The following is a 19,280-nucleotide window of genomic DNA, read 5'->3' on the forward strand; positions in this document are numbered from 1 at the left end:
GTTCAGGCGACCAGACGCGAGACGAACGCGTCGAGGTTCGCGGGGTTGTCGATCGAGACGGACTGCAGCAGCCGGCCGGCCTTCGCGCGGTAGTCGTCGAGGCGTTCGTCGTGATGCAGCCACGCGTCGAGCAGCGCGCGGCCGCCCGCGGCCGAGTCGAAGTCCGGGTAGTAATAGCCGGCGTCGCCGAGCAGCGTCGAGTTGTGGATCAGCGGATAGCCGCCGTGCAGCACGTCGTAATACAGATAGTTCTGCGCGTTTTCCCAGTGATGGGACACGACCGCGTCCGCGTGGCGCGCCATGAAGCCCGGCAGGTCGATGCGCGGTTCGAAGGTCGCCTTGTGCTGGCGCACGAGATCGAGGCTGTTCGCGAAGTGCACGAAGGTCGGATGTTCCTTCATGTGCATCGAGTTGACGACGAACATGTGTTGCACCGCGTCAGGCCGTGCACGGTAGAACTCGTCGCACGCGAGCATCGGGTAGTGGCAGGATTTGGCGACCGAGATGTTCGGTTCGAGCATCGCCAGGCGCCACGGGCGGCGGCCGGGCCGATAGCCGAACGTCGCGCCTTCGTCGGCGAGCGCGGCGACGCGGCGATCGAGAAAGTACGGCGACCAGATGTGCGGCATCAGATGGACGGGCGCGCGCAGGATGGTCTGCAGCATCGGCGCCGCGGTCTTGTCGTATTGCGGCAGCAGCCACACTTCGTCGAACGGCGCGCCGTTGAAGATGTGCCCCGACGGTTTTCCGAAGATCGGGGTTTCGCACATGCCGGCATACACGTGCCCGCAGAAGAACGCGGCGATTTTCTTGCCGAGCGCCTTCATGTGCCTGAGCCATTCGACCGGCAACTGCGCGCCCAACTCGATCACGACGTCGAGTTCGTGCGTGACGTCGGCGGGCTTCACGAGCGGGATGTCGAGGCCGTCGAGTTCGAGGCCGGCCGGCAGTGCGTTGGCGTCGCCGCCGTTCAGGAAATAGACGGGGCCGACGCGATCCGAGCGCTTGAGCATCATCGCGAGGAACGCGATGTTCTGGTGAATGCCGTTTTCCCAGATCGCCTGGCCGTCCCGCGCAAACAGCGAGATGCCGACGGCCGGCCGTTGCTTGCGGGTGCCGCCCGCGGCGGCTTCATTGATGTCCGTCACCGGTTGGTTTCCTCTGCGGCGTCGTGCGTCCGGGCAGGGCGTCGAGCGTCTGGCCTGGAAGCGGCGTGCCGTGGATTGTCATGGTTGCATTCGCCGGTGCAGCGCGGCAGGCGAATCGGGCGACGTGGTTCGCGAGGGCGGCAGCCGGATTCCGGCGTGTCGTCGGGCACGCCTGGCACGGCGAGCGATCTTGGCAGGCAGCCCCGGCGACTGTCTGCGGCGATTGTGGCACGGAAATCGCCGGTTTGTGGAGGGCCATGACGAACTTTGACATAGCCACCGGCCAACGGGAGCGGGGCGCCGGCGCAGCGGCGCCCGCGTTGTCTGGCGGATGTCCGGAGGATTTCCGGCGCGGCGCTGGCGGCCGGCCGGATCGGGGCGCCGCGCGCGGCGGCCGCCCGCTCAGTGCTGCAGCAGGATTTCGACGCGGCGGTTGCTGGCGCGGCCTTCGGGCGTCGCGTTGGACGCGACCGGATCGGCCTTGCCGCGGCCCGTGACCGTCAGCGTGTCGGTCTTCAGACCGTGCGCCTTCAGGTAGGCGGCGACGGATTCGGCGCGGCGCTTCGACAGCGCGAGGTTGTAGTCGTCGCCGCCCACCGAATCCGTAAAGCCGGTAACCGTCACCTGCGAGTACGTGCGGTCTGCGCGCTCGCTCAGCAGCCGGTCGAGCGATTCGCGCGCGGTCGGCGCGAGCGTCGCGTGGTCGGTCGCGAACAGCGCGTCGCCCGACAGGTTCACGTGTTCGACGACGGCAGCAGCCGGTTCGGCGGCCGAGGCCGCTTCGGCCGGCGCGGCACCGCACTGGAACACGAGCGTCGCGGGATCGGATTTGTCGCGCAGCGCGCGGGCCGAGTCGACGGCGCGTACGGGCTGGTCGCCGCAGATCTTGCGGGCGGCCTTCATGCAGGTCTGCGGACCGGACAGCAGGCCGTGGCAGTCCACCTGAAACGTGCGCACGCCGTCGCGCGGCTGCAGTTCGGAGGCGCTGAAGGTCGGGCCGGATGCGGTCGAGCACGCGGCGAGGGCCATTGCGGAAAGCGCGAGCGCAAGAGCGAGTTTGTTCACGGTGACGTCCTCAAAACTTGGGTTGACCGAGGCCGGCCGCGGGTTGCGCGGCCGGCTCGTCCTGCCGTCGGGGGCGCCGCAGGCCGGCCGGCTGGCGAGCCGGGTGGCCTGGCGGCGCGACGCGTTACTTCCACTGGTACAGCATGCCGGCGCCGATCACCTTCTGACCGCCGCTGAAGCCGCCGTTGATCGACGCCTTCAGGTTCTCCGTGATGCGGGCCTGCATGTTGACCGCCATCGCCTTCTGGCCGAGGAAGGTCGACGTACCGACACCCATGCCGAAGTTGGCGTCGCGATCGAGCTGCGGGATCGACGCCATCGCGCCGACGGCCGCGATACCCTGCTTCGCCATCTGGTCGGTCTGCTGCAGTTGCGAACCCAGCGAGTTGATCTGTGTCTGCTGGCCCGACAGTGCCGTCGACAGCGTCGTCTGCACCTGCGTCAGCTGGTTCACGTTGACCGCGTCGGTGCCTTGCGTACCCGGCGCGACGTTCACGATCTGGCGCTGCTGCGTGTCGCTGCCGACCGAGACGACGTTCGAGCGGCCGCCGTCCGTCGAATTCGCGCCGATCGCCACCGAGTTCGAGCCGGCGGTGACGGTCGGGTGATCGCTGCCCGTGCCGTTCATGTCGGCGGCGATGCCGTTGCTGTTCAGCGTACGCGTCTGGTTGTTGTTGATCGTCGTCGACAGCGAGTTCAGCGTGTTGCTGATGTTCGTCACGCCGGTCGACAGCGATGCCACGTTGCTGTTCGTCGTGCTCAGGCCGGTGGACAGCGAGCCGATGCCCGTCGAGGTCGACGTCGACAGCGAGTTGACGTTGCTGTTGGTCGAGCTCAGGCCCGTCGACAGCGAGTTGATCGCGGTGGAGGTCGACGTGGACAGCGACGTCACCGAGCTGTTCGTCGAGCTCAGGCCGGTGGACAGCGAGCCGATGCCGGTCGACAGCGACGCGACGTTCGACGCGGTGGACGTCGACAGCGCGTTGACCGCCTGGTTAGTCGCGTTGAGCTGGCTGCCGTTGATCGCGTCCGTGCTGCTGGCCGAGATCCGGCCGGCGGCGACGTTCGTGATCTGGCGCGTGGTGCCCGTGGTAGCGTCACCGACGCTGACCACGCCGACCGGCGAACTGCCCGCGAACAAGTACGTGACGCCGCCGATCGTGGCGCTCGACGTCGGGTTCGCGGTACTCGTGACCGAGTTCGCACCGAGCGCGATCGAGTTGGCGACGTTGGCTTGCGCGTTCGTGCCGAAGGCGAGCGCGTCGGCGGCCGTGGCCTTGGCACCCGAGCCGTAGGCTTGTGCGCCGATGGCGCTAGCCGTGGCCTGGTTGCCCAGCGCGATCGTGTTGTCCGCGGTGGCCTGGTTCGAGCTGCCAAGTGCGAGCGCGCTGGCGCCGTTTGCCGTGTTTGCGTTGCCGAGCGCCACTGCGCCGTTGCCGGTCGCCGTGTCGTTCGCGCCCATCGCTACCGCGCCGGTGCCCGTCGCGATGCTCGGATCGCCGATCGCGACCGCGCCGTCGCCGCTCGCGGTGTTGCCGGAGCCGATCGACACGGCCTTGCCGCCCGTTGCCGATGCGTTCTGGCCGATTGCGACCGCGCCTGCCGACTGCGCGTTCGAGCCATCGCCGACCGCGACGCTGCTTGCACCTGCCGCGCTGGCGTTGACGCCGGCCGCGAGGGCGTTGGGGCCCGTTGCGCCGTCGTTGGCGTAGTTGCCTTGCTGCGTGCCGTTGTCGTTGATGCTGTAGTAGTGCGTCTTCGCGGCGTTGATCGCGGTCGAGGTCGACGTGGACAGCGACGTCACCGAGCTGTTCGTCGAGCTCAGGCCGGTGGACAGCGAGCCGATGCCGGTCGAGGTCGAGGTCGACAGGGACAGGATCGTGCTGTTGGTCGAGCTCAGTCCGGTGGACAGCGAGGTGATGCCGGTCGAGGTCGACGTGGACAGCGAGGTGATCGAGCTGTTCGCCGAGGACAGGCCCGTCGAAGTCGAGGTGGACAGGGAGCTGATCGAGCTGTTTGCGGACGACAGACCCGTCGACGTGGAGGTCGACAGCGACGACACCGAGCTGTTGGTCGAGCTCAGGCCGGTGGACAGCGAGCCGATGCCGGTCGAGGTCGAGGTCGACAGCGAGGTGATGGAGCTGTTCGCGGAGGACAGACCCGTCGAGGTCGACGTGGACAGCGAAGTGATCGAGCTGTTCGCCGACGAGAGGCCGGTCGAAGTCGAGGTCGACAGCGACGACACCGAGCTGTTGGTCGAGCTCAGGCCGGTGGACAGCGAACTGATGCCGGTTGAGGTCGAAGTGGACAGCGAAGTGATGGAGCTGTTGGCGGACGACAGGCCCGTCGAGGTCGACGTGGACAGCGAGTCGATCGAACTGTTGGCCGAGGACAGGCCGGTCGACGTCGAGGTGGACAGCGAGGTGATCGAGCTGTTGGCCGACGACAAGCCCGTCGACGTGGAAGTCGACAGTGACGTGATCGAGCTGTTGGCCGAAGAGAGGCCCGTCGAAGTGGAAGTCGACAGTGAGGTGATCGAGCTGTTCGCCGACGACAAACCGGTCGAGGTCGAGGTCGACAGCGACGTGATGGAGCTGTTGGCCGACGAGAGGCCGGTCGAAGTCGACGTGGACAGCGAGGTGATGGAGCTGTTCGCCGACGACAGACCCGTCGAAGTCGAGGTCGACAACGACGTGATCGAGCTGTTCGCGGAGGACAGACCCGTCGACGTGGAGGTGGACAGCGAGTCGATCGAGCTGTTAGCCGACGACAGACCGGTCGAGGTGGACGTGGACAGCGACGTGATCGAGCTGTTGGCCGAGGACAGACCCGTCGACGTGGAAGTCGACAGTGAGGTGATCGAGCTGTTGGCCGACGACAGGCCGGTCGACGTGGAAGTCGACAGCGAGGTGATCGAGCTGTTGGCCGACGAGAGGCCGGTCGAGGTCGACGTGGACAGCGAGTCGATCGAGCTGTTGGCCGACGACAGACCGGTCGAGGTGGACGTGGACAGCGACGTGATCGAGCTGTTGGCCGAGGACAGACCCGTCGACGTGGAAGTCGACAGTGAGGTGATCGAGCTGTTGGCCGACGACAGGCCGGTCGACGTGGAAGTCGACAGCGAGGTGATCGAGCTATTCGCCGACGAGAGGCCGGTCGAGGTCGACGTGGACAGCGAGGTGATCGAGCTATTCGCCGACGACAGGCCGGTCGACGTGGAAGTCGACAACGACGTGATCGAGCTGTTGGCCGACGACAGGCCGGTCGAGGTCGAGGTCGACAGTGACGTGATCGAGCTGTTGGCCGACGACAGGCCGGTCGAGGTCGAGGTGGACAACGACGTGATCGAGCTGTTCGCCGACGACAGGCCGGTCGACGTGGAAGTCGACAGCGAGGTGATCGAGCTGTTAGCCGACGAGAGGCCCGTCGACGTGGAGGTCGACAGCGACGACACCGAGCTGTTGGTCGAGCTCAGACCGGTGGACAGCGAGCTGATGCCGGTGGAGGTCGAAGTGGACAGCGACGTGATGGAGCTGTTGGCCGAGGACAGACCGGTCGAGGTCGACGTGGACAACGAATCGATCGAGCTGTTGGCCGACGACAAGCCCGTCGACGTGGAGGTCGACAGCGACGACACCGAGCTGTTGGTCGAGCTCAGGCCGGTGGACAGCGAGCTGATGCCGGTCGAGGTCGAGGTGGACAGCGAGGTGATGGAGCTGTTGGCGGAGGACAGACCCGTCGAGGTGGACGTGGACAGCGACGTGATCGAGCTGTTAGCCGACGACAGACCCGTCGAGGTCGAGGTGGACAACGACGTGATCGAGCTGTTCGCCGACGACAGGCCGGTCGACGTGGAAGTCGACAGCGAGGTGATCGAGCTGTTAGCCGACGAGAGGCCCGTCGACGTGGAGGTCGACAGCGACGACACCGAGCTGTTGGTCGAGCTCAGGCCGGTGGACAGCGAGCTGATGCCGGTCGAGGTCGAAGTCGACAGCGACGTGATGGAGCTGTTCGCCGACGACAGGCCGGTCGAGGTGGAGGTCGACAGCGAAGTGATCGAGCTGTTGGCCGAGGACAGGCCGGTCGAGGTCGACGTGGACAGCGAAGTGATCGAGCTGTTGGCCGACGACAGGCCGGTCGAGGTCGAGGTCGACAGCGACGTGATCGAGCTGTTGGCTGACGACAGGCCGGTCGACGTTGACGTCGACAACGAGGTGATCGAGCTGTTGGCGGACGACAGGCCGGTCGAGGTCGAGGTCGACAACGACGTGATCGAGCTATTGGCCGACGACAAGCCGGTCGAAGTCGAGGTCGACAGCGAAGTGATCGAGCTGTTGGCGGATGACAGGCCGGTCGACGTCGAGGTGGACAGCGAGGTGATCGAACTGTTCGCCGACGACAGGCCGGTCGAAGTCGACGTGGACAGCGAGGTGATCGAACTGTTGGCCGAGGACAGACCCGTCGAAGTCGACGTGGACAACGACGTGATCGAGCTGTTAGCCGACGACAAGCCCGTCGACGTGGAGGTCGACAGCGACGACACCGAGCTGTTGGTCGAGCTCAGGCCGGTGGACAGCGAGCTGATGCCGGTGGAGGTCGAAGTCGACAGCGACGTGATCGAGCTGTTGGCCGAGGACAGACCGGTCGAGGTCGACGTGGACAGCGAATCGATCGAGCTGTTCGCGGAGGACAGACCCGTCGAGGTCGACGTGGACAGCGAAGTGATCGAGCTGTTGGCCGAGGACAGACCGGTCGAGGTCGACGTGGACAGCGAGGTGATCGAGCTGTTAGCGGACGACAGACCGGTCGAAGTCGAGGTCGACAGTGACGTGATGGAGCTGGTGGCCGAGGACAAACCCGTCGACGTCGAGGTGGACAACGACGTGATCGAGCTGTTCGCCGACGACAGACCGGTCGACGTAGAAGTAGACAGGGACGTGATGGAGCTGTTGGCCGACGACAGGCCGGTCGAGGTCGAGGTTGACAGCGAGGTGATCGAACTGTTGGCCGACGACAAACCCGTCGAAGTCGAAGTGGACAGCGACGTGACAGAGCTGTTGGTCGAGCTGAGACCGGTCGACAGCGAGGTGATGCCCGTCGACAGCGACGAGATCGCGCTGCTGGACGACGACACCGTCGTCGACAGCGAATTCACGACCGAATTGGTTGCAAAGAGCTGGGAGCCGTTGATCGCGTCGGTGCTGTTTGCCGTGATTTGGCCGGCCGCGACATTGGTGATCTGGCGCGTGGTATTCGTGCTCGCGTTGCCGACGCTGACCACGCTGCTCGGATTACCGCCCGCGAACGTGCTGGTCACGCCGCCGACGGTACCGGTCGGTGTCGGGTTGGGTGGCGCGGTGACGGAGTTGCTGCCGAGTGCGACGTCGCCGGCGTTGTTGGCGATTGCATTCGGGCCGATCGCGACCGAGTCGGTTCCAAGCGCCTGGCTGTCTGCCGCCGTCGAATTCGCGTGGAAGTACTTGATGCCCTGGCTGTTGATGTTGTCGATCGCCGAGCCGACGCTGTTGGCGGTCGACGTCGTGCCGTTCGAGTTGTAGGTCGTGTAGGCCGGCGCGGAGACCGTCCCGGTCGTCGGGTCGTACTTGGCGCCGCCGCCGAGTGCCGATGCCGTGCTGGTGCCGAGGTTGTCCGTCTTGGTCGTGACCGTGCTCAGTCCGGTCGACAGCGAGTTGATGCCGGTCGACGTGGAGGTGGACAGCGAAGTGATCGAACTGTTGGCCGACGACAGGCCCGTCGAGGTCGACGTGGACAGCGACGTCACCGAGCTGTTGGTCGAGCTCAGGCCAGTGGACAGCGAGTTGATGCCGGTCGACGTGGAGGTCGACAGCGAGGTGATCGAGCTGTTAGCCGACGACAGACCCGTCGAGGTCGACGTGGACAACGACGTCACCGAGCTGTTGGTCGAGCTCAGGCCAGTGGACAGCGAGTTGATGCCGGTCGACGTGGAGGTCGACAGCGAGGTGATCGAGCTGTTAGCCGACGACAGGCCCGTCGAGGTCGACGTGGACAACGACGTCACCGAGCTGTTGGCCGAGCTCAGGCCAGTGGACAGCGAGTTGATGCCGGTCGACGTGGAGGTCGACAGCGAGGTGATCGAACTGTTGGCCGACGACAGGCCCGTCGAGGTCGACGTGGACAGGGACGTGATGGAACTGTTGGCCGACGACAGACCCGTCGAGGTCGACGTGGACAGCGACGTCACCGAGCTGTTGGTCGAGCTCAGACCAGTGGACAGCGAGTTGATGCCGGTCGACGTGGAAGTCGACAGCGAAGTGATCGAGCTGTTGGCCGACGACAGGCCAGTCGAGGTCGACGTGGACAACGACGTCACCGAGCTGTTGGCCGAGCTCAGGCCAGTGGACAGCGAGTTGATGCCGGTCGACGTGGAGGTCGACAGCGAGGTGATGGAACTGTTGGCCGACGACAGGCCCGTCGAGGTCGACGTGGACAGCGACGTCACCGAGCTGTTGGTCGAGCTCAGACCAGTCGACAGCGAGTTGATGCCGGTCGACGTCGAGGTGGACAGCGAAGTGATCGAACTATTAGCCGACGACAGGCCCGTCGAGGTCGACGTGGACAACGACGTCACCGAGCTGTTGGTCGAGCTCAGGCCAGTGGACAGCGAGTTGATGCCGGTCGACGTGGAGGTCGACAGCGAGGTGATCGAGCTGTTAGCCGACGACAGACCCGTCGAGGTCGACGTGGACAACGACGTCACCGAGCTGTTGGTCGAGCTCAGGCCAGTGGACAGCGAGTTGATGCCGGTCGACGTGGAGGTCGACAGCGAGGTGATCGAACTGTTGGCCGACGACAGGCCCGTCGAGGTCGACGTGGACAACGACGTCACCGAGCTGTTGGTCGAGCTCAGACCAGTGGACAGCGAGTTGATGCCGGTCGACGTGGAGGTGGACAGCGAAGTGATCGAACTGTTAGCCGACGACAGGCCAGTCGAGGTCGACGTGGACAACGACGTCACCGAGCTGTTGGCCGAGCTCAGGCCAGTGGACAGCGAGTTGATGCCGGTCGACGTGGAGGTCGACAGCGAAGTGATCGAACTGTTAGCCGACGACAGGCCCGTCGAGGTCGACGTGGACAACGACGTCACCGAGCTGTTGGTCGAGCTCAGGCCAGTGGACAGCGAGTTGATGCCGGTCGACGTGGAGGTCGACAGCGAAGTGATCGAACTGTTGGCCGACGACAGGCCCGTCGAGGTCGACGTGGACAACGACGTCACCGAGCTGTTGGCCGAACTCAGGCCAGTGGACAGCGAGTTGATGCCGGTCGACGTGGAGGTCGACAACGAGGTGATCGAGCTATTCGCCGACGAGATGCCGGTCGACGTGGAGGTCGACAACGACGTGATCGAGCTGTTGGCCGACGACAGGCCGGTCGAGGTCGAAGTGGACAGCGACGTGATCGAGCTCCGTGCCGACGAAATGCCGGTCGAAGTCGACGTCGACAGGCTGCTGATCGCGCTCGTCGTGGTGCTCATCCCGGTGCTGAGCTGAGCTACCGTGACGGCGTCCTGGGGGGCGGAACCGTCGGCGACGTTGGTGATTCGGCGCAGGTTGGACGAACTGCCGACCGAGAATTCAGACGCCGGTGCGGCTGTACCGGTCAAGTACCCGGTGCCGGTCGGCGCGGCTGCGCCGGTCACGCTACCCTGACCGATTGCGACGCTGTTTGCATACTGCGCAGAGGCATTGAGGCCGATTGCGATACCCGATGTGGCGGTCGACGCGACGGACGACTGCCCGCCGATCGCGATGCTGTCAGAAGCGGCCGCCTGCGCGCCCTTCGTTGCGTTGCTGCCGATCGCGATCGAACCTGCGCCCGACGCGATGGTCGAGTTCGCCTGCGACAGCGGCGTCGTGCCGTTGCCGCCCGCACCGCCGATCGCGACCGAGTTCAGCGCGTTCGCCGTCGAGCCGAAGCCGAGCGCGGTGGCGCCTGCGCCGCTCGCGGTGGTTTCGAGGCCGGCGGCCACGCCCCACAGGCCGGCTGACGACAGCATGCCGTTGGCGACGGCACCGTTACCGGTCGCTTGCGCGAATGAACCGTAAACCGTGACGCCGGTCCAGCCGTTGCCGTTGGAGTTACACCCGGCCACGACCGAATACGTGCCGGAACCGTCGCCGGCCTGGTTTTGCGTGCCGCCCGGGTTGACGCGGCCGACTGCGCTGTTGCTTCCCGTGAAGCAGGTCTGCTGTGTGTTGAGCGTGTTGGCCTCGGCGAGCCCCGGCAGGCTGATCGCCAGTGCTGCGACTGCTGCGACCACGACGGCCGACTTGTTCGGCTTGCCCCGTGCCGAATCGTGTTCCGATGCCGCGACCCAGGCTCCAAGAGCTTCGTTCCAGATCGAGCGGTACGTGCGGTTCATGTCCTGCTACCTCCAAATGTGCACGCCACACACCGGTCTCTTTTGTTAGAGGAATACTCCGTGCGCTCGCGCGAATCTCAAAATTGATGGGCGGAGTTTATTGGAGGTGGATTTATGAGATTGACAAATAGTGATAAATGAAGTGTTTTTAAAGTTAAAGAATGGTTAATGTGTCGTGTTTTGATGTATTCGGATGGTATGGAAATGAAAGGTGTGAGAATGTGTCGTGTAGGGTTTGATTTTTTCGATCAGCCCTTCTCATTTTCTATAAAAATCAATGAGTTATATGTGTTTTGTGCGGTAGATAACACAAGCCGCGTGCCAATAAGTAAGACAAATGAAATAGCAAACGTTTGCGCGTCGGATCAGTCTTTCATTTTTGTAATGGAAAGTGGCGTGTCGATTGATAATATATTGATCATCTTGTTAATGTGTTAATTGTTTATTTTTGGGCGAATTTGTTTTTGCTATTAACGATTATCTGTAAATCAATTTCATCTGAGGTGACGAATATCTGGATGTGCTGATTTCCGCATCTCGTCCGTCGTGGCTGCCCGTGTGGCGGGCGCTCCGGGCCGGCTGGCTCGTCGAAGTTGTAAAAAATTGATACAAAGCGACAGATAGTGTTCTTGGCATTCAACTATCGGATTTGTCCTATTGACGATATCGGTGATGTCCGTATCCGCGCCAAATTAGGAGGCGTGCCGGACAGCCGGGGAGACGGCCCCGCAGCGGTGCCCACGCGGCGTCGACAGGTTGTCGAGGACCGCTGGTCAGCGCCGGGGATGACGCACCTGGAATGCCGGATTCCGGGGGCGGCAAGTTGTCCCCGCGCCGGGGGCGCGCCGAATCGTCGGAGGAAAAAAGGAGGGAGAAGGTGTATCGGGCGCGCCACATTCGGTCCACGGATGTGAGCTGAAGTCGTCGCTCACCGCATGCAACGAGCCGGCTTCGGGCAGGAGGGGCGCCGATTCGTCCGGAGTGCGACGCGAGTGTTCGGGATCGAATCGGCCGCGGGGGCGACGATCAACCCGCGCTGCGCGGACGCACCGCACCGCGCACGAAGGTTTGCCGGCCCGCATGACCTGCGGCCGCGCCCCCCGACCTTACTTCTTGAGAAACCGCAACGCGAACCGCGCCATCCGCGGCACGAACGTCGGGCGCAGCAGCCGCTTGTCGTACCCGGCCATCCGCCGGTCGTTCTCGACGAGACACAGCTCGATCAGCTCGCGCGGGTTCAGCGCATCGCCGATATCGGCGGTGCCGGTCGCCGGGAAGTTCGCGTCACGCGCGGCGCCATCGGCATCGATGCCGCGCGCGATGCCGATGCGATCGCGAACCAGTTGCACCCACACGGCTGCGACGCGCGCGAAGAACCACGGCCGGCGCCACCAAGGCATCGTGCGCCAGTACCATGCATACCAGTTCGCGAAGAACAGGATGTGCCGGCCTTCCTCCTGGATCACCGGCTCGAAGGTTTCGACGAGTTCGGACGGGAAATAGCCCGAGCGCTGCGCGGAGCGGAACAGGCCGAACGCGAAGAAGCTGTCGATGCATTCGCTGAAGCCGGTCACCATCCACGACCACTCGGGGTCCGTCGGCGCCGGGTAGGCCGGCTCGGGCGCGAGCCGGATGCCGTATGCGTCGACGAGCTTCGACAGTACGACCTTGTGGCGAGCTTCCTCGCCGCCGTCCATCTCGAGCGCGCGGCGCAGCAGCGGATCGCCGACCGTCTCCGCATACGTTGCTACGCGGATCGATGCGCGGCCTTCGGTTTGCACCGCGATGTCCCAGATCGGCAGCGACGTGAGCCGCCTGAGTTCGGCGGGCTTGAGCGCCGGCCAGTCGATCACGGCCGGCTTGTACGGGTTGTGTGTGTCGAGCAGCATGCGACAGAACATCTGCTTGTGCGCATCGGAACCGATCCTGACCGGACCTTGCTTGTCGAAGGTCCAGTTGCGCATCGCGTGATCTGCGGCTGCGTGCTCTTCCTGCAGCGTGTCAGTCATGGCTGTTGTTATGCGATTACGGGCCGAAAGATTCTTGCATAGCTTCCGTAAACGCGTATTTTCGAGCGGCCATGCGCACGCCGGCCAGGCGCGCGTCACGCGTGCGTGTCGACCCAGAGGCGGCCCCAGCGGGACGCATAGGCGAGCGCGTGCTCCTCTTCGAAGAAGAAATCGATCGCGTCGAACGAAACGGAGCGCGACGACGGGCCGCCGCTCGCCCGCGCGATCGTCAGGTTGGCGGCGAACAGCCCGTTCGGCAACCGGGCGGCAGCGGGGGCGACTTCATAGCCCTTGTAGCGGATCGTACGGTTCATGGCGTGCGCGGAGAAAGTTCGGGCTTTCAGCGTACGAAAACCCGCCGGCTGCGTGAACCAATCTTTCGGCCAATGCAAATCATGCGGTGGGCCGAATCGTTATCGAGGGGGCAGCCGGGGAAGGGTATGCACGGCGAAGCACCGGCGCGGTGTCGGCGCGCACGAGACATCGCCGCGCGTCCGAAGGCGCGCCGCCCGCGCACGGCGAACCTTGTCGGCCGGGCGCGGGCGGCGGAGTGACGGGATTACTGGTTGGCGATCTTCAGCACGGGCGCGAGCGCGTCGACCGACGCCGCATGCGTGGCCGCGCGGTGCGACGCAAACGCGAGCGCGAACTCGGCCGCTTGCGCGCCGACCGTCTCGAGCTGCGCGACGACCTTCGGATCCGAGCAGCTGTCGGCGCTTTCGAAACGCGTTTCGAGCGTGTTCACGGTCGCGCCGAACGGCGTCGGCCAGCCGCGCAGCGCATGGACGATCGAGCGCAGCGACGTCAGCACGGTGCCGGCCGCCTGCCAGCCGTACGCGGTGACGATCAGGCCGACCGCGCGGCCGTCGAGATAGGGGCGATCGTCCGCGCGCAGTTCCTCGAGCGTGTCGAGCGCGTTCTTCACGAGACCGGAGACGCCGCCGTGATAGCCGGGCGTCGCGATGATGATCGCGTCGGCCTGGCGCACGGTGTCGATCAGTTCGCGCTGCGGGTCGGTCAGCGTTTTGTGTTCGGGCGCGTAGTGCGGCAGCGTATGCAGGAACGGGCCGTCGAACAGGCGCGTGCGTGCGCCGGCGGCTTGCGCGCCGCGCAGCGCGAACGACAGCGCGCGTTCGGTCGACGACGCTGCTCGGGTGGTACCGCCGATGCCGACGACGAACGGGCGGCGGTGTTGATCGAATGCAGTCAAGGGGCGCTCCTCGGGGATGGCTTGCCCGGCTAAGCACAGGCTTAAAACCAGATGGTAACGACCCCGTCGCCACTCTGAAAACGACTTTTCGTTCTATCGATATGCCGCGCGGCGGGGGCAATCGTGTGCGCGGCCGCGCAGATCGATAGCAGAAATGCTTGGTTGGGACGGTGTACCGCGGTCGATAAGATGGGCTCGTCTCCTCCATGATGTCTCTACTGACATGGGTTGGCCCCGCCGCGCGGATGCAGGCGGGGCTTTTTTTCGTCCCGGTCAGGAAAAAGGGGCGCGATGTCTGCGGACGTTGCCGGTTACTCGAATACCGGCCGGAAGAAGCTCCGTTCGTAGCTGACGATGCAGCGCGTTTCCTCCGCGTATCGAAACGCGGCCTGGCACGCCGGATCGTCCTTCGAGCGTTCGCGGTAGCGCTCGTATTCGGCGAGGCTCGGGAACGAGAACATCGCGAGCGCAATGTTGCTCGCGCCTTCGGACGGCAGGAAGTAGCCGTGATGCGTGCCGCCGAACTTTTCGACGAGCGGAATCCACATCTTGCCGTAGGTTTCGAACTGGTCGAGCTTGTACGGATCGATGATGTAGCGAAGGAAGCAGGTGACCATGAGCGCTCGCGGTGCGGTGAGGGAACAGCGAGTCTGGATCGCGTCGCCGCAGGTGTCAACGGAGTGCGTGGCGAGTGTCGATGCCGTCGCGGGATTCGTTGCTTGCGCGAACAACGATCGGCGTCATTTCATCATGGTCTCCGAGAAACTCCGGCCTTCAGGCCGGGGAGGAAAGGAGACGGTTTTGACATTGCTTCCGTGTTCCTGTTGACGGCCACGTAATCGCCGATGGTAGGGTACGAAGCATGGATATCAAACGCGCCTACCGATTCCGGTTCTACCCGACGCCCGAGCAGGCAGCGACGCTTGCCCGGACGTTTGGATGTGCGCGCTTTGTCTATAACGAGATGCTTCGCCGCCGCACGGATGCCTGGCATCAGCGACAGGAACGCATGGGTTATCACGAAACCTCCGCGGCGTTGACGGTGCTCAAGAGGGCTGATGGGTACGCGTGGCTGAACGAAGTCAGTTCGGTGCCGGTGCAGCAGGCGTTACGCCATTTGCAGGCTGCGTTCGCGCACTTCTTCGCGAAGCGGGCGAAGTACCCGACCTTCCGCAGCAAGCACGGCAAGCAATCTGCCGAATACACCGCCAGTGCTTTCAAGTGGGATGGTTCGGCGCTCAAGCTGGCAAAGATGGCTGAGCCACTTGCGATCCGCTGGTCGCGCACGATCCCGAAATCCGCGAGGGTGACGACGGTCACGGTGTCGAAAGACCCGGCCGGCCGATACCACGTATCGATGCTGTGCGACGATGCTGTGAGCCCGCACGCGGGCGCCGACGGAAAGATCGGCATCGACCTCGGGCTGACACATTTCGCCATCCTTTCGACCGGCGAGAAGATTGCCGCGCCGAATACGTTTCACAAGAACGAGGCCAAGCTCGCGAAGCTGCAGCGGCGGCTGGCGAAGAAGCAAAAGGGCTCGGCCAACCATCGGAAGGTGAAGCTTAAGGTCGCACGCATGTATGCCAAGACGGCGGATTCCCGCAGGGATTTCCTGCACAAACTGTCGTCCCGGTTGATCAACGAAAACCAAGTGATCGCCATTGAAAGTCTGTCCGTTAGCCATATGCAGACGAATCGAAAGCTCGCGAAGTCGATCAGCGATGCAAGCTGGTCGGAGTTCACCCGACAACTTGAGTACAAAGCGCAGTGGTATGGGCGCAGGCTGATCGGCATCGACCGCTGGTATCCGTCCAGCAAACGATGCAGTGACTGCGGGCATACCGTCGCGAGGATGCCGTTGAAGGTGCGTGCATGGGACTGCCTTGAATGCGGGGCCATCCACGACCGAGATATCAATGCTGCGCGCAATGTTTTGGCCGCCGGGCTGGCGGTGTCAGCCTATGGAGAACGCGTAAGTCCCATGTCTCTTTGAGATGATGTCGGGTTGCATTCTGCGAAGTGGGAATCCGCTTCCTTTAGGGAGAGGAGCAGTCAAGCGCTTGCAACGACGCCAGCGGAGCGGCGGCACGCACCGTCGCCGCCGTGTTTCCTGCACGCATTTCCCCAAACTTTTACGACATTTTTTCTTGCGACGCCCACCGGCGCGCTCATAGACTTCGGGCATCCCAACCACGGAGCACTGCGATGTCGATACCCTGGAACGCGATCGCCGAACGTACCCCCGCTGCGCCGCCTTCTGTGTGCGCCGACCGGGTGGTCGTACGGCGTTTCGATCCGGCAGTCGACAGCTATGCGCAACTCACGCCGATGCTGCATCGCGCGTTCGCGCGGCTCGGCGCGATGGGGCTCAACTGCACGTGCGTCGATCAGGACGAAGACGTCACGCGTCGCCGTGCGGAAGCGGGCGAGTGCTACGTCGCCGTGTGCGGCGGGCGCGTGATCGGCACGGCCACGCTGTATGGGACCGATCCGTCTTCGGCCTGCTCGCTGTACCGGCGGGAAGGCGTCGCGAGCGTGCGCCAGGTGGCCGTGGATCCCGATTGCCAGAGCCGCGGGATCGGCGCATTGCTGCTGTCGTTCGCCGAGCAGTGGGCCGCGTTGCGCGGCTATACGCTGCTCGCGCTGGATACGCCGCATCCCGCTTCGCACCTGCTGGCGTTCTACGGCGCGCAGGGATTCGAGGTCGTCGACGTGATGCGCTTCGCCGGCAAGCGCTACGACAGCGCGATCCTCTGCAAGCGGCCCGTCGCGCACGTCGTGCGCCGCGTGTCGCCGGCGTCGCGGCTGGTTGCGCGCGTGGTGGCCGTGCGGCGCGTTGCGTATGCGTTGCCGTCGCGCGTTGCCGCGGTGGCCCGGCGCGACCTGCGCGTGCGCCGTGGCGCGGGATGGGCGGCGCGACGCGCGGCCGGCGCCGCGAGCTGCCGCTCGTCGCCGTGGCGGCCGCGCCAGCATGGACGCCACACATTCGGCTGAGCGCCGCGCCCAGGCTCTCTTTCCTGCTTTTACCGCGTAAGCGTCGCGTGAGCGGAGTGTGGCGCTTCCGCTCGTGTACGGCCCATGAGACACCCCCGCCGCGTCGCGGCGAAACGGATGTTTACGCGCTTTTTATGCTTTGACGCGATCCTTTGCCGCGATCTTCACGCGAACCTTCATAAGATGGTTCACGTGGAAACGGATGCCGCGCGACCATGCGCGCGACGGCGTCGGCTCGCGAAGAGCGATGCCGAGTGCCGCCGCGACGGCTCGCCGGCAAAAGGAAAACGCCATGTCTCTCGCACCGTTGACCGGCCAGCGCCCCGAGCATCCCGGCCATGCGCGCACGGCCGGGCTCTCGATGTTCGATCCCGCGCTCGTGCGCCCGGCGATCGCCGATTCGTTCAGGAAACTCACGCCGCGCACGCAGTTCCGCAACCCGGTGATGTTCTGCGTGTACGTCGGCAGCATCCTGACGACCATTCTGTGGGGCGCCGCGCTGTTCGGCCAGGCCGAAGCGCCCGCCGGGTTCATCGTCGCGATCGCGCTGTGGCTGTGGTTCACCGTGCTGTTCGCGAACTTCGCCGAAGCGCTCGCCGAAGGGCGCTCGAAGGCGCAGGCCGCATCGCTGCGCAGCGCGAAACACAACGTGGTCGCGAAAAAGCTCGCGGCGCCGCATGCGAAAGCCGCCGTCGAGGTGATGGCGTCGACCGACCTGCGCCGTGGCGACGTCGTGCTCGTCGAAGCCGGCGACGTGATCCCGGCCGACGGCGAGGTTGTCGACGGCGTCGCGTCCGTCGACGAATCGGCGATCACCGGCGAATCCGCGCCGGTGATCCGCGAATCGGGCGGCGACTTCTCGTCGGTGACGGGCGGCACGCGCGTGCTGTCCGACTGGATCGTCGTCAAGGTCACCGCGAACCCGGGCGAAGCGTTCCTCGACCGGATGATCGCGATGGTCGAAGGCGCGAAGCGCAAGAAGACGCCGAACGAAATCGCGCTGACGATCCTGCTGGTGGCCTTGACGATCATGATGCTGCTTGCGACCGCGACGCTGCTGCCGTTCTCGACGTTCGCGGTCGAGGCGATGAAGTCCGGCCACGTGGTGACGATCACCGCGCTCGTCGCGCTGCTCGTGTGCCTGATCCCGACGACGATCGGCGGTTTGCTGTCCGCGATCGGCGTGGCCGGGATGAGCCGGATGATGCAGGCGAACGTGATCGCAACGTCGGGCCGCGCGGTCGAAGCGGCCGGCGACGTCGACGTGCTGCTGCTCGACAAGACCGGCACGATCACGCTCGGCAACCGCCAGGCGTCGACGTTCGTGCCCGCGCCGTTCGTGACCGAGGAAGCGCTGGCCGATGCCGCGCAACTGTCGTCGCTCGCCGACGAAACGCCGGAAGGCCGCAGCATCGTCGTGCTCGCGAAGCAGCGCTTCAATCTGCGCGAGCGCGACATGCAGGCGCTGCATGCCATCTTTCTGTCGTTCAGCGCTCAGACGCGGATGAGCGGTGTCGATCTCTTCCCGGCCGGGACTTCGTCCGGGGCGCCCGGCCGCGAGATCCGCAAGGGCGCGGCCGACGCGATCGCGCATTACGTCGAGGCCCACGGCGGCCGTGTCACGCGCGAGGTCGAAGCGGCCGTGACCGACATCGCGCGCCGCGGCAGCACGCCGCTTGCGGTCGCGGAGCGACGCGACGGCGTCGCGCGCATGCTTGGCGTGATCGAGCTGAAGGACATCGTGAAGGGCGGCATCAAGGAGCGCTTCGCGGAGCTGCGCAAGATGGGCATCAAGACCGTGATGGTGACGGGCGACAACCGGCTGACGGCCGCGGCGATCGCGGCGGAAGCAGGTGTGGACGATTTCCTCGCGGAAGCGACGCCGGAAACCAAGCTCGCGACGATCCGCGAGCACCAGGCGGCCGGCCGGCTCGTCGCGATGACGGGCGACGGCACCAACGACGCGCCGGCGCTCGCGCAGGCCGACGTGGCGGTGGCGATGAACACGGGCACGCAGGCCGCGAAGGAAGCGGGCAACATGGTCGACCTCGATTCGAACCCGACGAAGCTGATCGAGATCGTCGAGATCGGCAAGCAGATGTTGATGACGCGCGGCTCGCTGACGACGTTCTCGATCGCGAACGACGTCGCGAAGTACTTCGCGATCATCCCGGCCGCATTCGCGACGACGTACCCGCAACTGCGCGTGCTCGACGTGATGCACCTCGCGTCGCCGGCGTCGGCGATCCTGTCGGCGGTGATCTTCAACGCGCTGATCATCGTCGCGCTGATCCCGCTCGCGCTGAAGGGCGTGCGCTATCGTCCTCTCGGCGCGGCGCCGCTGCTGCGCAGGAACCTGCTGCTGTACGGTCTCGGTGGCGTGCTGCTGCCGTTCCCGTTCATCAAGCTGATCGACATGACGCTCGTCGCGTTCGGATGGGCATGAGCAT

General features: G+C 65.0%; 10 protein-coding genes. 3 read left to right on the plus strand and 7 right to left on the minus strand.

Annotated elements, in window-relative coordinates:
- Nucleotides 1-2: 2 nt before the first annotated feature.
- The 7 genes from JYG32_RS30150 to JYG32_RS30180 all read right to left on the minus strand — a co-directional run bounded on the left by JYG32_RS30150 (nt 3) and on the right by JYG32_RS30180 (nt 14,450).
- Entirely contained in the window at nt 3-1,148 is a 1,146-nt protein-coding gene (locus JYG32_RS30150) for a DUF2827 domain-containing protein (RefSeq protein ID WP_174382702.1), read from the minus strand.
- A 402-nt stretch (nt 1,149-1,550) separates the two neighbouring features.
- On the minus strand, nt 1,551-2,213 hold the full coding sequence (locus tag JYG32_RS30155) for an OmpA family protein (protein WP_213266030.1): 663 nt from the start codon (nt 2,211-2,213) through the stop codon (nt 1,551-1,553).
- A gap of 124 nt (nt 2,214-2,337) precedes the next feature.
- Nucleotides 2,338-10,614: an ESPR-type extended signal peptide-containing protein gene (locus JYG32_RS30160; RefSeq protein WP_213267512.1), complete on the minus strand. Its 8,277-nt coding sequence runs from the start codon at nt 10,612-10,614 to the stop codon at nt 2,338-2,340.
- Between the two features lie 1,106 nt (nt 10,615-11,720).
- Complete coding sequence (locus JYG32_RS30165; RefSeq protein ID WP_174382704.1) at nt 11,721-12,623, minus strand: ferritin-like domain-containing protein; 903 nt, start codon at nt 12,621-12,623, stop codon at nt 11,721-11,723.
- 95 nt (nt 12,624-12,718) lie between these two features.
- Nucleotides 12,719-12,937 carry a hypothetical protein gene (locus JYG32_RS30170; protein ID WP_047902452.1) on the minus strand — a complete coding sequence of 73 codons (219 nt, stop codon included), beginning with the start codon at nt 12,935-12,937 and terminating at the stop codon, nt 12,719-12,721.
- A 245-nt stretch (nt 12,938-13,182) separates the two neighbouring features.
- Nucleotides 13,183-13,833: an NADPH-dependent FMN reductase gene (locus JYG32_RS30175; RefSeq protein WP_174382705.1), complete on the minus strand. Its 651-nt coding sequence runs from the start codon at nt 13,831-13,833 to the stop codon at nt 13,183-13,185.
- Nucleotides 13,834-14,144: 311 nt separating this feature from the next.
- Complete coding sequence (locus JYG32_RS30180) at nt 14,145-14,450, minus strand: NIPSNAP family protein (RefSeq protein WP_213266031.1); 306 nt, start codon at nt 14,448-14,450, stop codon at nt 14,145-14,147.
- 245 nt (nt 14,451-14,695) lie between these two features.
- Here JYG32_RS30180 and JYG32_RS30185 point away from each other — a divergent pair, with 245 nt between their 5' ends.
- The 3 genes from JYG32_RS30185 (at nt 14,696) to kdpB (ending at nt 19,276) form a co-directional block, all read left to right on the plus strand.
- Nucleotides 14,696-15,829, plus strand: coding sequence for an RNA-guided endonuclease InsQ/TnpB family protein (locus JYG32_RS30185; RefSeq protein ID WP_213266032.1), 1,134 nt, complete (start codon nt 14,696-14,698; stop codon nt 15,827-15,829).
- Between the two features lie 212 nt (nt 15,830-16,041).
- Nucleotides 16,042-16,830 carry a GNAT family N-acetyltransferase gene (locus tag JYG32_RS30190; protein ID WP_213266033.1) on the plus strand — a complete coding sequence of 263 codons (789 nt, stop codon included), beginning with the start codon at nt 16,042-16,044 and terminating at the stop codon, nt 16,828-16,830.
- 361 nt (nt 16,831-17,191) lie between these two features.
- Nucleotides 17,192-19,276, plus strand: a complete 2,085-nt coding sequence (gene kdpB, locus JYG32_RS30195) for a potassium-transporting ATPase subunit KdpB (protein WP_213267513.1) — start codon at nt 17,192-17,194, stop codon at nt 19,274-19,276.
- Nucleotides 19,277-19,280 lie beyond the last annotated feature (4 nt).

The organism is Burkholderia pyrrocinia (assembly GCF_018417535.1).
GTDB lineage: Bacteria > Pseudomonadota > Gammaproteobacteria > Burkholderiales > Burkholderiaceae > Burkholderia > Burkholderia pyrrocinia_E.

Excerpts from the sequence above, each read along its gene's own strand:
- JYG32_RS30180 (WP_213266031.1), bottom strand. The coding sequence starts at position 14,450 with ATGGTCACCTGCTTCCTTCGCTACATCATCGATCCGTACAAGCTCGAC.
- JYG32_RS30170 (WP_047902452.1), bottom strand. The coding sequence starts at position 12,937 with ATGAACCGTACGATCCGCTACAAGGGCTATGAAGTCGCCCCCGCTGCC.
- kdpB (WP_213267513.1), top strand. The coding sequence starts at position 17,192 with ATGTTCGATCCCGCGCTCGTGCGCCCGGCGATCGCCGATTCGTTCAGG.
- JYG32_RS30190 (WP_213266033.1), top strand. The coding sequence starts at position 16,042 with ATGTCGATACCCTGGAACGCGATCGCCGAACGTACCCCCGCTGCGCCG.
- JYG32_RS30185 (WP_213266032.1), top strand. The coding sequence starts at position 14,696 with ATGGATATCAAACGCGCCTACCGATTCCGGTTCTACCCGACGCCCGAG.
- JYG32_RS30160 (WP_213267512.1), bottom strand. The coding sequence starts at position 10,614 with ATGAACCGCACGTACCGCTCGATCTGGAACGAAGCTCTTGGAGCCTGG.
- JYG32_RS30165 (WP_174382704.1), bottom strand. The coding sequence starts at position 12,623 with ATGACTGACACGCTGCAGGAAGAGCACGCAGCCGCAGATCACGCGATG.